This window comes from Streptomyces olivochromogenes (genome assembly GCF_001514115.1).
In the GTDB taxonomy this organism is placed as follows: Bacteria; Actinomycetota; Actinomycetes; order Streptomycetales; family Streptomycetaceae; genus Streptomyces; species Streptomyces olivochromogenes.
The window spans coordinates 52,744-66,102 of the sequence record NZ_KQ948476.1 but is presented as its reverse complement, the minus strand read 5'-3'; the positions used below and the strand labels follow the sequence as shown (position 1 = coordinate 66,102).

11 protein-coding genes are annotated in these 13,359 nt (G+C 71.1%); 3 read left to right on the top strand and 8 right to left on the bottom strand.

Annotation, left to right across the window (positions count from 1 at the left end; genetic code table 11):
- Positions 1-9 precede the first annotated feature (9 nt).
- Genes AQJ27_RS43190 through AQJ27_RS57610 form a run of 3 tightly spaced genes read right to left on the bottom strand, consistent with a single transcriptional unit; the run spans position 10 to position 2,280 of the window.
- A complete protein-coding gene (locus AQJ27_RS43190) occupies positions 10-1,896 on the bottom strand; it encodes an ABC transporter ATP-binding protein (RefSeq protein WP_079065695.1) in 1,887 nt (628 codons plus the stop codon).
- Positions 1,896-2,066, bottom strand: coding sequence for a hypothetical protein (locus tag AQJ27_RS57615; RefSeq protein WP_167552148.1), 171 nt, complete (start codon positions 2,064-2,066; stop codon positions 1,896-1,898). The genes AQJ27_RS43190 and AQJ27_RS57615 overlap by 1 nt, the downstream gene beginning before the upstream one ends.
- A 46-nt stretch (positions 2,067-2,112) precedes the next feature.
- Positions 2,113-2,280, bottom strand: a complete 168-nt coding sequence (locus AQJ27_RS57610; RefSeq protein ID WP_165853921.1) for a hypothetical protein — start codon at positions 2,278-2,280, stop codon at positions 2,113-2,115.
- A 217-nt stretch (positions 2,281-2,497) separates the two neighbouring features.
- Between AQJ27_RS57610 and AQJ27_RS43185 the strand changes: the two genes are divergently transcribed.
- Positions 2,498-3,058, top strand: a complete 561-nt coding sequence (locus tag AQJ27_RS43185) for a MauE/DoxX family redox-associated membrane protein (RefSeq protein ID WP_067381958.1) — start codon at positions 2,498-2,500, stop codon at positions 3,056-3,058.
- A gap of 213 nt (positions 3,059-3,271) precedes the next feature.
- On the top strand, positions 3,272-3,811 hold the full coding sequence (locus tag AQJ27_RS56840; RefSeq protein WP_067381955.1) for a TlpA family protein disulfide reductase: 540 nt from the start codon (positions 3,272-3,274) through the stop codon (positions 3,809-3,811).
- Between the two features lie 20 nt (positions 3,812-3,831).
- Here AQJ27_RS56840 and AQJ27_RS43175 read toward each other — a convergent pair whose 3' ends face one another.
- The 4 genes from AQJ27_RS43175 to AQJ27_RS43160 all read right to left on the bottom strand — a co-directional run bounded on the left by AQJ27_RS43175 (position 3,832) and on the right by AQJ27_RS43160 (position 8,377).
- Entirely contained in the window at positions 3,832-6,129 is a 2,298-nt protein-coding gene (locus tag AQJ27_RS43175) for an FUSC family protein (protein WP_067381952.1), read from the bottom strand.
- Positions 6,130-6,337: 208 nt separating this feature from the next.
- Positions 6,338-6,910 carry a hypothetical protein gene (locus AQJ27_RS43170; protein WP_067381948.1) on the bottom strand — a complete coding sequence of 191 codons (573 nt, stop codon included), beginning with the start codon at positions 6,908-6,910 and terminating at the stop codon, positions 6,338-6,340.
- An 83-nt stretch (positions 6,911-6,993) separates the two neighbouring features.
- Positions 6,994-7,728 (bottom strand): carbonic anhydrase, encoded by a 735-nt coding sequence (locus AQJ27_RS43165; protein WP_201264453.1) that lies wholly within the window; start codon positions 7,726-7,728, stop codon positions 6,994-6,996.
- 175 nt (positions 7,729-7,903) lie between these two features.
- A complete protein-coding gene (locus tag AQJ27_RS43160) occupies positions 7,904-8,377 on the bottom strand; it encodes a hypothetical protein (RefSeq protein ID WP_235613832.1) in 474 nt (157 codons plus the stop codon).
- 378 nt (positions 8,378-8,755) lie between these two features.
- Here AQJ27_RS43160 and AQJ27_RS43155 point away from each other — a divergent pair, with 378 nt between their 5' ends.
- Complete coding sequence (locus AQJ27_RS43155) at positions 8,756-12,130, top strand: pyruvate carboxylase (protein ID WP_067381942.1); 3,375 nt, start codon at positions 8,756-8,758, stop codon at positions 12,128-12,130.
- A gap of 178 nt (positions 12,131-12,308) precedes the next feature.
- On the opposite strand, the gene AQJ27_RS43150 is transcribed toward AQJ27_RS43155, so the two are convergent.
- Positions 12,309-12,980 carry a LamG domain-containing protein gene (locus AQJ27_RS43150; protein WP_067381938.1) on the bottom strand — a complete coding sequence of 224 codons (672 nt, stop codon included), beginning with the start codon at positions 12,978-12,980 and terminating at the stop codon, positions 12,309-12,311.
- Positions 12,981-13,359: the final 379 nt, after the last annotated feature.

Sequence of the window (13,359 nt, the reverse complement as noted above, 5' to 3'; positions counted from 1 at the left end):
CCGGGCGGCTCATGTGGCCGCCTCCGTGGTCCTGCCCCGGTCGGCGCGCTCGGCGTAGCCCGCCGCCTGCAGGCCGAACAGCCGGGCGTAGTGGCCGCCGCCCAGGGCCATCAGCTCGTCGTGGGAGCCGAGTTCGGCGATCCGGCCGTCCACCAGCACGGCGATCGCGTCCGCGTCGCGCAGGGCACCGAGCCGGTGTGAGACCAACAGCGCGGTCCGTCCCAGGCGGTGGCGACCGAGCGTGCGGTGCACCTCGTGCTCGGCCTCCGGGTCCAGGCCCGAGCTGGGCTCGTCCAGGATCAGCAGATCGGCGTCGGTGCGCATCAACGAACGTGCCAGCGCGACTCGTTGCCACTGGCCACCGGAGAGGGTGACCCCGGGGGTACCGTCCTCCTCGTCGAGGTGGACCCGGCTGAGCTGGGTCTCGTACCCGTCGGGGAGGCCGCGCAGGGTCGCGTCGATGCCGGCGAGCCGCGCGCTGTCCCGGACGCGCTCCAGGTCCTCGCGGTACGGCAGATCGCCGATGCCGATGTTCTCGGCCGCCGAGAGGTCGTACGTCATGTAGTCCTGGAACGTGACGCCGATCCGGCGGCGCAGCTCGGCCACGTCCATGGTCCGGATGTCGGTGCCGTCCCAGAGGATCGCGCCGCGTTCGGGGTCGTAGAACCGGCAGAGCAGCTTGATGAGGGTGCTCTTGCCGGCACCGTTGCGGCCCACCAGGCCCATCGCGGCGCCCGCCGGGACGGTCAGGTTCACCCCGCGCAGTACCCAGGGGCCGGAGGTGTCGTAGCGGAACCAGACGTCGCGCAGTTCGATTCGTCCGGTGAGGGCCGGCGCGGGGGCCTCGCCCCGAGGCAGGTCGTCGGGGGTGTCGAGCAGGTCGAGATAGTGGCCGAAGAGCCGCACGCCCTCCGCGGCCGATCCGGCCTGGAGCACGATCCCGGTGAACGCCCCCTGCACTCCCGCGGCGGCGGCGACGAACAGTGTCACATCGCCGATCGTGAATCTGCCGTGGGCCGCGCCCGCGACCACCACGACCGTACCGAGCCCGGCGACCAGGGCGTTGAGCGCGGCGAAAGCCGACTGCACGAGGGCGCCACGCCGGGCCACCGCGAGTTCGGCCTCGGTGGCGTCGTTCAGCGCGCGGATCAGCCGGCCGTGCAGGAAGCCGCCGAGGCCGAACAGCCGGATCTCCTTGGCGGCGCGGGGGTCGGTCAGCAGTGAGCGGTAGAAGAGGTGGCGGCGCAGCCGGGCGGAGGTCAGCTCCCAGACCACCACCTGGCGGCGGGCCAGCGACAGCCGGGCCAGCAGTGCGGCGGCGCCGACCAGGAACAAAAGGCCCACCATCGGCGGCCAGACGGCGAGCAGGGCGCCCGTGAAGCCGCTGAGCGCGGCCACCGAACGCACGGCCTCCTGGGTGAACATGGTGACGTTGTGCGGTGCGTCCTCCGAGGCCTGCTGGGCGAGCCGCAGTCGGTCGTGGAACGCGGGATCCTCGAACCGCCGCAGTCCCCGGAACTCGTCGACCTTGGCGAACAGGGTCCGCTCGACTTCGACGACGAGGCGTCTGCGCACCAACTCATCCAGATACGCGGCCAGTTGAAGAAGGACGGCGGACAGGGCGCCCAGTGCGGCGGTGGCGATGCCGAGGCTGACGGCGTGCCGCGCGTCGGCGTGCGCACCGCGGCCGAGTTCGTCGAAGAGCAGCTTGGCGAGCCAGGCGGCGGCGGCCGGCGTCACACCGACTCCCACGGTCACCCCGAACAGCAGGGAAGCGCCGACGGGTGTGGCGCGGAACTGGAGGGCGACCGCGGCCCATGCCGCGCGGGCCCGCAGCCGGTTCCCCGGAGGCGAAGCGGCCTCCGGGGAACCGGCAGGTGGGTCGGAGTGCGTCATCAGCAGGTGTTGCTGCGCTTGGTGCACACGCCGTTACACGCGAATCGGTACTGGTGTCCGCTCTTGCAATAGCAGAGCTGACCCACCTCGGGGACGCACGCCCCCGCGCGCTGCTCGTCGAGTACGAGCCGCAGCAGCCGGTCGCCCATCGTGCCGATCATTCGCCTCATGACTACCTCCTGGTCGTGCGACGTGATGTGACGGGATGGGGCTGGGTCAGCAGGTGCCGGACTTCACACAGGGGCCGTTGCAGCTGAAGACGTACCGGACGTGGTTCGTGCACTTGCAGAAAGTGCCGTGCTCCGGGACACAGGCGCCGGCCCGGTCCTCCTTCAGCAGCATGCCCAGCAACTTGTCGCCCATCGTGCCGATCACACGGGTCATCACGGACCTCCCTCGTAGGGTGAAGGCCGGACCAGGGGTAAGGTCCGGCCGCAGCAGAAGTTATGTTGCGATGCCAATTGAGCGCAAGAGTGCGGAAGTTGACGGATTGCTTCCAGTTTCGCCTGGGGAGATGTGGGAGAAAGTGGCCACTGTTGCTCATGTCGACTTGCGGCTACATTGCCTCTGGTCCAGTCGTCCCGGGAGGTGAGAGCTGCTCGTGGCCTACGCCCTGCTTGCCGTCAGACTCCTCGTCGGCATCGTGTTCGCGGCATCCGCGACCGGAAAACTACGAGGCGCCGCGGCCTTCCGCGGCTTCGAGGAATCGACCCGTTCCATGGGCGTTCCGGCCCGCCTGAGCCGCCTCGTGGCGGTGGCCGTGGTCGTGGGGGAGTGCGCCGCGGTGGTGCTGCTCGCCCTGGGGCCCGGCGGCGCGCCGGGCTTCGTCCTGACCCTGCTGCTGCTCGCCGCGTTCACCACCGGAATCGTCCGTACGCTCCGCAGCGGAACCAAGGCGTCCTGCGCCTGCTTCGGCGCTTCCACCGCGCCGATCGGCCGTCGCCACGTGGTGCGGAACACCGTGCTGCTCGTCCTGGCCGCGTCCGGTCTGGCCGCCGCCCTCGCGGGGACGCCGGCGCCGGCCCAGGCGGCCGGCGTGCTGATCGCGGCGTTCGGCGCGCTGGTGGGCGCCCTGCTCGTGATCTTCACGGACGAGCTGGGCACGCTGTTCGAGGACGGCGCCACACGCACCTCGGGACGCGTTCGCGGATCAGCCCCGTAGGCACCCGGGCAGGCGACCCGGTAGGCGACAACCCTCCCGATTTCCCGGGCGGTTGATGTTCACACACCACCGTGGCGGCCGCCGCGACGCACCCGTCGCAGCCGCCGCCGCACCACGGCGCGCGGCACACCCGTGCAGCGTCGCGCCGTCGCATCCCGCGATCCGATGGGCGGACACCCCGCCCCACGATGACACGAGACCCCGGAGTCACCCATGCCCTTTCTGGTCACCGCCGTCGTCCTCATCGCCGTGCTCTGTCTGCTGAACCTGCTGCTCACCTTCGGCGTCATACGCAAACTCCGCGCCCAGGCCGACGAGAAGGCCGACCGGGTGGCGGACGGCCTGATCATCCCGGCCGGCTCCGCCGTCCCCGGCTTCTCCGCCGTCACCACCGCCGGTGAGCGGATCACTCGCGAGGGCCTCGGCGAGACCATGCTGGGCTTCTTCTCGCCCGACTGCCGGGCCTGCAAGGAGCGGCTGCCGCTCTTCGTGGAGCAGGCCCGCACCACGGCCCGCGAGACCGGTCGCAGCGTCCTGGCCGTCGTGCACGGCACCGACGAGGAGGCCCGCGAGCAGGTGGCGGCGCTGTCCGAGGTCGCCCACGTCGTGGTCGAGCCGGGCGACGGGCCGCTCGGCGAGGCCTTCGACATCACCGGATACCCGGTCTTCGGCCTGATCACCGCCGACGGCACCCTCAGTGCCACCGCCTTCGACCCCGGCCGCCTGCCGGCGCGCTCGAAGGCCGCGGTCTGACCTCGGGCGCCGCCCCCGGGTCAGGACGGACCGTCGGGCCTCGCCGCGGCGACCAGGCTCGGTTGGAGCCGGCGCGCGGCGTCGAGATGGTCGGCGGTCCAGATGATGCGGACGGCCGTGTCCGTGGCCTGTCCCTGCTCGTCGCTGAGGTCGCGGCGGAGGGATTCGACCAGCCGTGCCTCGGCCACGGGGTTGCGCGGCAGCGGATCCCGGATGGCGGCGTTGTGCCCGAGACCGGCGGCCAGATCCCGGTACCAGCCGGAGATCTGGTCGGCGGCGCTCAGCAGCACGAGGCCCGCCTCCGCCCGGTTCGGCTCGCTGTCCGGTTCGCCGGCGCGCCGCCACAGCCCCAGGACCGCGTCCGCCGCGAGGCGCAGCCCCACGATGCCGGTCACCAGGGTGGTCATGTCGGCCAGGGGCACCGGTTTGGCACCGCGTTCGGCCAGATAACTGCGGAACGCGTCGTCGAGCCTGCGCGCGGCCGCGGCAGCTTCGACGCCCTCCCGCAGCGCGACCTCGACAGATGCAGGCCCGGGCGCGGTGCCGCAGTGGCCGATGGCACACTGCACCGCGCCCGCCAGATACCGGGCGCTGTCCGTGTACGCCTCGGCGAGCGCCCGGTCGACGGCCGCCGTGGCGCCGCGCGGCCAGAAGAACAGGCCCACCAGCACGCTCACCGCGCAGCCGATGGCGATGTCCTGGATCCGCAGCAGCACGATGTGCCAGTCGGGGTCCTGGCCGATGTTGAACAGGATGACGAGAGTGACGGTGAAGGACGCCTGACCGGCGGCGAAGGAGATGGCTGCGGGGGCGATGCCGGCGAGCAACACGGCGAGCGGCAGCAGGAACCAGAGCGCCGTCCCGTGGTGGCCGATCAGTTGCAGCAGCCCGGTGCCGATGATCGAACCCGCGAGGGTGCCGCCCAGGGCGCGGACCGCGTTCTGCCCCGTGTTGAGGGCATTCGAGCGCAGCACGGACAGGGTTCCCAGGAGCACCCAGAACGAGTGCTGGACGCTGGTCACGTTGGCGAGGCCGACCGCGATGCCGAGGCCGAGCGCTCCCCGCAGGCTGTTGTGCAGCCAGACGGACCCCGGCTGGAGGTGGGCGGCGGCCCGCTCGCGCGCCGCCGCCAGCGGTCGGGTCACGGCGTCGGGCTCGCGGCCCAGCAGGCGTTCCAACCAGCTGCGGCGTTCGGCGGCCGCGGCCAGGGTCACGTTGTCCGCGATCTGCAGCGTCGCGAAACCCAGCTCCTGCGCGCGGAACGAAAGGTCCAGCGCTCCGATCACGGGGTGCACCCGCGAGGGAGTGCCGGCGTCGTCCCGGCCCACGGGCAGCCGGGTGGTGGCGTTGCGCTCCATATCGGCCATGGCCTTGCGCAGACTCTCCGAGGCTGCGTCCAGCTCCTCCGGTGAGCCGCGCGGGGCGTCGAGCAGCGCGGCCACCTGGTCGAGTACGGCCGCGACGGCCAGCCGTACGGACCGGGCGGCGATGTCGCAGGCCGGTCGACCGTCGAGCGGGGGCGCGCTGTCGGCCAGGATGCTGCAGAGCCAGGTCAGTTCGTCGACCAGACGGACGAGGGCGCGCGAACTGGTGGACAGGCCGGTGGGGCGGTACGGGGTGGCGTCGAAGACGGTGCGCAGCTCGGCCGCCGCGGCGGCGGCCTCGTCGGCTCTGGTACGGCACTGACCCGTGCTCGGCGCGGCAGGCCCGCCCGCCAGGAGGGACGCGTCGGTGCGCAGTTGCTCGGCGGCCGCACAGCAGACCCGGGCGGCGGGTGCGCTGAGGGGGTCCCCGCTGGGACGGGGCCACAGCAGGGTGACCGCGAGCATGGAGGCGGCTGCCGCGAGGCCCGCTCCCGCGAGCCGGGCGGGAAGCGCCGCGAACGAGACGGGCGAGGTCACCGGGAGGATGAAGGCGAGCAGCAGCGCGGTCGAGGCGCCCGCGAGGACGGAGCTGACCACCCCGGAGAACAGCACCAGGAAACCGATGACGACCATGGCGGTGACCGCGAGCCAGGTCTTGTCGGCTACGAGCGTACCCAGACAGATCAGGACGGCCCAGGCCACCGCGAGGCCGAGGTGGGCGCGTAGCCGCTGCACCATCGGGCCGGTGAAATCAACGAGCAGCAACATCGAGAACGCACCGAACGCGGCGAAGGTCGCCATCGTCGGTGAGCCGATGACCTGGCTGCACAGGGCGAACAGCGCGGGCATGACGAGTGCCGTCCGCCCGGCACGCCGGGTCGCCGCCAGCTCGGGATCGCGGTCGCGCAGCCACGACGCGACCGACCCGGGACGGATTCGACTGGATGTCCGCACGTGCCCGCCCACCTCCTGTCGACAGGCCTACGCCCCACCGAGTGTGACGTCTCTTCCGGAGCGACGTCATCCGAACACGACCTCTGCTCATGATCCACCCAGGCGGATCATGCCCGCGGCGTACAGACCGCCCACGCGACGGGTGCGGAGGTCACCGTCCTGCGGAGGTCACCGTCCTGCGGAGGTCACCGTTCTGCCGAGGTCGCGGTCAGCCGGCGAACGCCTCGTTCAGGCGGACGTTGTAGCCGTCTTCTTCCATGAGGACGACGGTGACGCCGAACGGGGAGGGATGGTCCAGTTCGAGCGGGATGAAGGAGTAGTCGACCGCGGCCCGGACGGGAAGGACCAACTCGCCGCCCGGCTGTGGCTCGATGGCGGGCAGCCATGCGGGCTCGGCCGAGCCCCGACCCTCGGGGGAGTGCGCCTGGGGCTGTTCGGTGTAGGGGAACTGGTGCAGCACATGGCCGTCCTTCGTGGCGTGCACCATGTTCAGACAGGGCACCGGGCCGGTGATCGGCAACTGGCAGGCGGTGGCGACGTCGTGGGTCTCCCAGGCGAGAACGACCTCGTCGGCCCCGGCCGCCGCGGCGATGTTCGCGAGTTCGGCGATGCCGGTGAGCGCGTCCTTGCCGGGCTCGGTCGGCCGCACCCAGATCAGGCCGACCAACTCGCCGCGCACCAGCGGCATGATGACCGGCCGTGGCACGGCACCCTCGGCGAGCCCCGCGGAGTACGCGCTCTTCATCGACTCCACCAGCGCGTCCCACGTCTGTGCATCCATGAACTCATCCTCGTCGCCCGCCTGTGTCCGATCAGGCTGACCCTGTCATGCGGGCCGTGCCCTCCGCCAGCGGCTCGGCCCTGTCAGGCGGGCGCTCCGGCCAGGACTTCCACCTTGCCGGTGTCGAGCGAGTAGTAGGCGCCGACCACGGCGAGGGCACCCTTCTTCACGAGAGGGGCCAGGTCCTGATTGGAGCGCAGGTCGGCAGCGGTCAGCGTGACCTGCGCTCGGGCCATGGAATCCACCAGGTCGGCACCGCCCCCATGGACCGCCTGCTCGTACGCCGGACGCAGGGCCTTGGCGATCGCCTCCAGATTGCCGGGCAGCGGTTTGCCGTCACGGATGGACTTGTACGCCGCCTCGATGGCGCCGCAGCGTTGATGCCCGAGCACCACGATGAGCGGAGTGCCGCTCGTCATGGGCCCGTACTCCACGGAACCGGTGACCACCGGACCGATGGCCTCCCCGCCCGTGCGCATCACGTACAGGTCACCCAGACCGGTGTCGAAGAGGAGTTCGGGCGGTACCCGGGAGTCGATGCAGGAGAGGATCGACCCGAAGGGTTCCTGCTTCTCGGCCACGAACTCGCGCCGGTCCGGATCGCGGTCGGGATGTCGAAGATCGCCGCTCACCCAGCGCTCGTTGCCTTCCATCAGTCTGGTGAACGCCGCGGCGGGCGTGGTCGGTGGCGGTTGTGGCGGAGCGCTGGTCGCCGACGAGGCCGCGATCGTCGGCGAACACCCCGCAAGCGTGGCCGTGGCGGCCACGAGACCGCCGACGAGAAGAACTCTGCGATCGGGATGTCCCGCTCTGTCCATCAGCCCTGACCTCTCAGTCCACCGAGACGTCTCCGTACGTCTTGACCAGGGGCGATTGTGCAGTGCGGTGAGGGAACAGGACGGGAGGCACACGCGGGCGCGGGGCACTCTGCCACCTATGGCCCACGACCCGGAGACCTGGAACGGTCTGTGGCGGAGCGTCACAGCCGGCCGGTCAGATGCCCATCGACGCCATCTCGATCGCCGACCGGTAGTTCGCTGCCGCGGTCACCACGCAGGCCCGATAGGTCCGGTTGTCCTTCACGACGAGGAAGTAGTCCTTGAGGTTCTTCCAGTAACTGAGCAGGTAGCCGATGCCCGGGAGGAAACCCGGCGGCCGGGGCACCAGCGCGAAGGCCTCGGAGCACCGGAGGATCTCCCCGGTCGCCTGGGAGAGGACGTCGGCGACGTCGGGGTTCATGTTCCAGCCCGCGGCCAGGTCGGCGTTCCAGATGGAGGCGGCCACCTCCCGCAGGTGCGCCTCCTCCTCCGGGGAGAAGTCGCTCTGGCCCAAGGCGTGCACGGCTGCCGGGGGTGTCGCGGCCGGGGAAGGCCCGGCGGCGGCCGCGGCCGCCGTGCCCGAGACTCCGAGAAGAAGTGCGGCTGTTGTGGTCGCCGCCACCGTGTACGTGGCCCGTCTGCCGCCCATGCTGATCGGTCCCCTCTGCGGATGTGCCCGGGGCCTGCCGCCCGGGCAGGGCCGACGCTGTCATGTGCCGTACATACGGGTCAACGGCGACAATCTGCCAACCGCGGCCGACGGTTGCTTCTTGACGACGGTGCACGAGGACGCCGCCCGAGACCCCGTCGTACGGCGGCAGGTACGCATCCGTCGGGGCACGCGGGGCACCATGATGGTGGCGGGAACCACCCGTGCGGGCGACGACGTACGTCCGCCCTGGCCGGTCCACCCCGAGTTCACGGTGTTCCGAGAGGGGCATGGACGGGAGTGGCCCGGTTCACATGGCATAACGGGGGCGTCACCGACAGCATGGTCCTCGTCACCGGCAGGCCGAAGGGATCCAGGATGTTCCGCAAGGTGCTGGTCGCCAACCGCGGCGAGATTGCGATTCGCGCGTTCCGCGCTGGCTATGAACTGGGCGCGCGAACCGTGGCCGTCTTCCCTCACGAGGACCGCAACTCGCTGCACCGGCTGAAGGCCGACGAGGCCTACGAGATCGGCGAGCCCGGGCACCCGGTGCGGGCCTATCTCTCCGTGGAGGAGGTCGTCCGTGCCGCACGCAAGGCGGGTGCGGACGCCGTCTACCCGGGCTACGGGTTCCTGTCCGAGAACCCGGAACTGGCGCGCGCCTGCGAGGAGGCGGGCATCACGTTCGTCGGCCCGGACGCTGCCACTCTCGAGTTGACGGGAAACAAGGCCCGCGCCGTGGCGGCCGCCCGGGCGGCCGGCGTGCCGGTCCTCCGCTCCTCGGCACCCTCCACCGACGTCGACGAACTGGTCCGCGCCGCCGAGGACGTCGGCTTTCCCGTGTTCGTCAAGGCGGTCGCGGGCGGCGGAGGGCGCGGTATGCGGCGGGTCGAGGACCCGGCCACACTGCGTGAGTCCATCGAGGCGGCCTCCCGCGAGGCGACGTCGGCGTTCGGCGACCCCACCGTCTTCCTGGAGAAGGCGGTCGTCGATCCGCGCCACATCGAGGTGCAGATCCTCGCCGACGGACAGGGCAACGTCATCCACCTGTTCGAGCGTGACTGCTCGGTGCAGCGCCGCCACCAGAAGGTGATCGAGCTGGCGCCCGCGCCGAACCTCGATCCGGCGCTGCGGGACCGGATCTGCGCCGACGCGGTGCGGTTCGCCCGCGAGATCGGCTACCGCAACGCCGGCACCGTGGAGTTCCTCCTCGACCGCGACGGCAACCACGTCTTCATCGAGATGAACCCGCGCATCCAGGTGGAACACACGGTCACGGAGGAGGTCACCGACGTCGACCTCGTCCAGGCCCAGCTGCGCATCGCCTCGGGCGAGTCGCTGGCGGATCTCGGGCTCTCCCAGGAGACGGTCACCCTGCGCGGGGCCGCTCTCCAGTGCCGTATCACCACCGAGGATCCGGCGAACGGCTTCCGCCCGGACACCGGCCGGATCAGCGCCTACCGTTCGCCGGGCGGCTCGGGTATCCGTCTGGACGGCGGTACCACCCACGCGGGTACGGAGATCAGCGCGCACTTCGACTCGATGCTGGTCAAGCTCACCTGCCGGGGCCGGGACTTCAAGTCCGCGATCGGCCGCGCCCGGCGTGCCGTGGCCGAGTTCCGCATCCGGGGCGTCGCCACGAACATCCCGTTCCTCCAAGCCGTCCTGGACGATCCCGACTTCCAGGCCGGGCGGGTCACGACGTCGTTCATCGAACAGCGGCCGCACCTGCTCACCGCCCGCCACTCCGCCGACCGCGGCACCAAGCTGCTCACCTACCTCGCCGACGTCACGGTGAACAAGCCGCACGGTGAACGCCCCGAGCTGATCGACCCGGTCACCAAGCTGCCGCCGCTGCCCGCCGGCGAGCCGCCCGCGGGTTCCCGGCAGCGCCTCGTCGAACTCGGCCCGGAAGGCTTCGCCCGGCAGTTGCGCGAGTCGCCGACCATCGGTGTCACCGACACGACCTTCCGCGACGCCCACCAGTCCCTGCTCGCCACCCGGGTACGCACCAAGGACCTCCTCGCCGTCGCCCCGGCCGTGGCCCGGACGCTGCCCGAGCTGCTGTCCCTGGAATGCTGGGGCGGCGCCACCTACGACGTCGCCCTGCGCTTCCTCGCCGAGGACCCCTGGGAACGCCTGGCGGCCCTGCGCGAGGCCGTGCCCAACATCTGCCTCCAGATGCTGCTGCGCGGCCGCAACACCGTCGGCTACACGCCGTACCCGACCGAGGTGACCGACGCCTTCGTCCAGGAGGCCGCGGCCACCGGCATCGACATCTTCCGCATCTTCGACGCGCTCAACGACGTCGGCCAGATGCGCCCGGCCATCGACGCCGTACGCGAGACCGGGACGGCGATCGCCGAGGTCGCCCTGTGCTACACCTCCGACCTGTCCGACCCGTCGGAGCGGCTGTACACCCTGGACTACTACCTCCGTCTCGCGGAGCAGATCGTGGCGGCCGGCGCACATGTCCTGGCCGTCAAGGACATGGCCGGTCTGCTGCGGGCACCCGCCGCGGCCACGCTCGTGTCGGCGCTGCGCCGCGAGTTCGACCTGCCGGTGCACCTGCACACCCACGACACCGCGGGCGGTCAGCTCGCCACCTACCTCGCCGCGATCCAGGCCGGGGCCGACGCGGTGGACGGCGCGGTCGCCTCCATGGCGGGCACTACCTCCCAGCCGTCGCTTTCGGGGATCGTCGCCGCCACCGACCACTCCGACCGGCCCACCGGCCTGGACCTGGGGGCCGTCGGTGACCTGGAGCCGTACTGGGAGAGCGTCCGCAGGATCTACGCGCCCTTCGAGGCGGGCCTGGCCTCGCCGACCGGACGCGTCTACCACCACGAGATCCCCGGCGGCCAGCTGTCCAACCTGCGCACTCAGGCGGTCGCCCTCGGCCTCGGTGACCGCTTCGAGGACATCGAGGCGATGTACGAGGCGGCCGACCGCATCCTGGGCCACCTGGTCAAGGTCACCCCTTCCTCCAAGGTCGTCGGTGACCTCGCCCTGCACCTGGTGGGTGCCGGGGTGGCGCCGGAGGACTTCGAGGCGACACCGGACAGGTTCGACATCCCCGACTCCGTCATCGGTTTCCTGCGCGGCGAACTGGGCACGCCGCCCGGCGGCTGGCCCGAGCCCTTCCGCACCAAGGCGCTGCAAGGCCGCGCGGAGGCCAAGCCCGTACCGGAGCTGACCGCCGAGGACCGTACGGGCCTGGAGAAGTCCCGGCGTTCGACCCTCAACCGGCTGCTGTTCCCCGGGCCGACGCGCGACTTCGACACCCGCCGCCAGGCGTACGGTGACACCAGCGTGCTGGACAGCAAGGACTTCTTCTACGGGCTGCGCCCCGCCAAGGAGTACTCGGTCGACCTCGAGCCCGGCGTGCGGCTCCTCATCGAGCTCCAGGCCATCGGCGAGGCGGACGAACGCGGGATGCGCACCGTGATGTCCTCCTTGAACGGCCAACTGCGGCCGATCCAGGTCCGCGACAACGCGGCGGCTTCCGACGTACCGGTGACCGAGAAGGCTGACAGGGCCAACTCCGGGCACGTGGCGGCGCCGTTCGCCGGTGTGGTGACGCTCGCGGTCGCCGAGGGCGACGAGGTGGAGGCCGGGGCGACCGTGGCCACCATCGAGGCGATGAAGATGGAAGCCTCCATCACCGCCCCGAAGGCCGGCCGGGTGACCAGGTTGGCCATCAACCGGATCCAGCAGGTGGAGGGCGGCGACCTGCTCATCGAGGTCGGCTGAGGCTTGTCACTGAGCACGCGTGCACCGCGCACGCGTGTGCTGTCAGGAGCGACCTGCGGCCGCCCGCCTGATCTTCGACAGGCGGGCGGCGAGCGGGGTGCTACGGCGTCGGGGCGCGGGGTGCGACGGTGTCGCGTGTGTGGGGTGTCTCGGTGTCGCGGCCGGTCGTGTGGCGACGCTAGAGGCCGTCGCCGAGCATGCTCGGTCGGTGGACGAGTAGCTGTGCCACCTCGAACGCCATCTCGGAGACCCCGCCGGCCGGTGGTGGGTGGTAACGCCCCGCGCAGACGGACAGGTTGACGATGAGGTGGGCGTGCCAGCTCCGCCCTACGCCCCGCCGGTCGGCGTAGGCGCGATTGCCGTTGACCCACCAGACGACGGAACGGGCACCGAACTCGACGCGCAGGTTCACCCAGGCACCCGGCTGGACGGCCTCGTCGCGGTAGTAGCGGTGCCCGCCGCGCACGTGGTTGGAGAGTTCCAGCAGATCGGGATGGTCGGGGTGGTACTCGAAGACGTCGACCTCCTGGTCTCCGTCCCGCCATGTCCAGATGGCCGGCCAGGCGCCGATCTGCGTGGGGAGTCTCACCCGGGTCTCCAGCACGTCCCCCGCACACAGGAGGAAACCGTCGTCGCTGTCCTCGGTCGTCAGAAGGCCGGTGTTCCATCTGCCGTCCGGGCGCCGGGTGGCGCGGAAGGTGCCGGTGCGGCTGTGGTCGGGGTCGGGGACCAGGTAGTCGAGCTTGTCGTCGTCCGGGTTGACGGGGCCGCCGTCGGGATAGGCCCAGGAATGCCCCGCGACCCACTGCCGCGTCGAGGCGAAGTCCGCGGTGAAGACGACATCGGACACGCGCGGCCTCCTTGATGTCGACTTTCGCGTACGCCACTGGTTCTCCCCCGAGGAGCGCGCCGCATGCTCCGTTCGCCTCGACCGGCGGGGAAACAACTCTTCGGAGTGAACTCGGAGTGAACGAGGTCCCGGGTGCGCTCGGCACCGGGCCGTCGCCCGGTATGAGGCCAACTCCTCAACCACTACGACCGGTTGGGGTTGATCACGGCATGGTGCCTCGGGTGGAGGACCCGATGAATGACACGCAGGACCGGCCCCGAACGGGCTGGGGAGTACTCACCTCACGGGATTTTCGCCTGCTTTGGGTACTGGCGCAGAGCACTTGTTCCGCTGCTGTCGTATTCCTGAGCAAGAAGGTCCGTCAGCCCCTCGTACGTGG

What these genes read in the sequence shown, in the direction of transcription:
- AQJ27_RS43190 (WP_079065695.1), bottom strand. Translation starts at nt 1,896, where the DNA reads ATGACGCACTCCGACCCACCTGCCGGTTCCCCGGAGGCCGCTTCGCCT.
- AQJ27_RS57615 (WP_167552148.1), bottom strand. Translation starts at nt 2,066, where the DNA reads ATGAGGCGAATGATCGGCACGATGGGCGACCGGCTGCTGCGGCTCGTA.
- AQJ27_RS57610 (WP_165853921.1), bottom strand. Translation starts at nt 2,280, where the DNA reads ATGACCCGTGTGATCGGCACGATGGGCGACAAGTTGCTGGGCATGCTG.
- AQJ27_RS56840 (WP_067381955.1), top strand. Translation starts at nt 3,272, where the DNA reads ATGCCCTTTCTGGTCACCGCCGTCGTCCTCATCGCCGTGCTCTGTCTG.
- AQJ27_RS43170 (WP_067381948.1), bottom strand. Translation starts at nt 6,910, where the DNA reads ATGGATGCACAGACGTGGGACGCGCTGGTGGAGTCGATGAAGAGCGCG.
- AQJ27_RS43165 (WP_201264453.1), bottom strand. Translation starts at nt 7,728, where the DNA reads ATGGACAGAGCGGGACATCCCGATCGCAGAGTTCTTCTCGTCGGCGGT.
- AQJ27_RS43160 (WP_235613832.1), bottom strand. Translation starts at nt 8,377, where the DNA reads ATGGGCGGCAGACGGGCCACGTACACGGTGGCGGCGACCACAACAGCC.
- AQJ27_RS43155 (WP_067381942.1), top strand. Translation starts at nt 8,756, where the DNA reads ATGTTCCGCAAGGTGCTGGTCGCCAACCGCGGCGAGATTGCGATTCGC.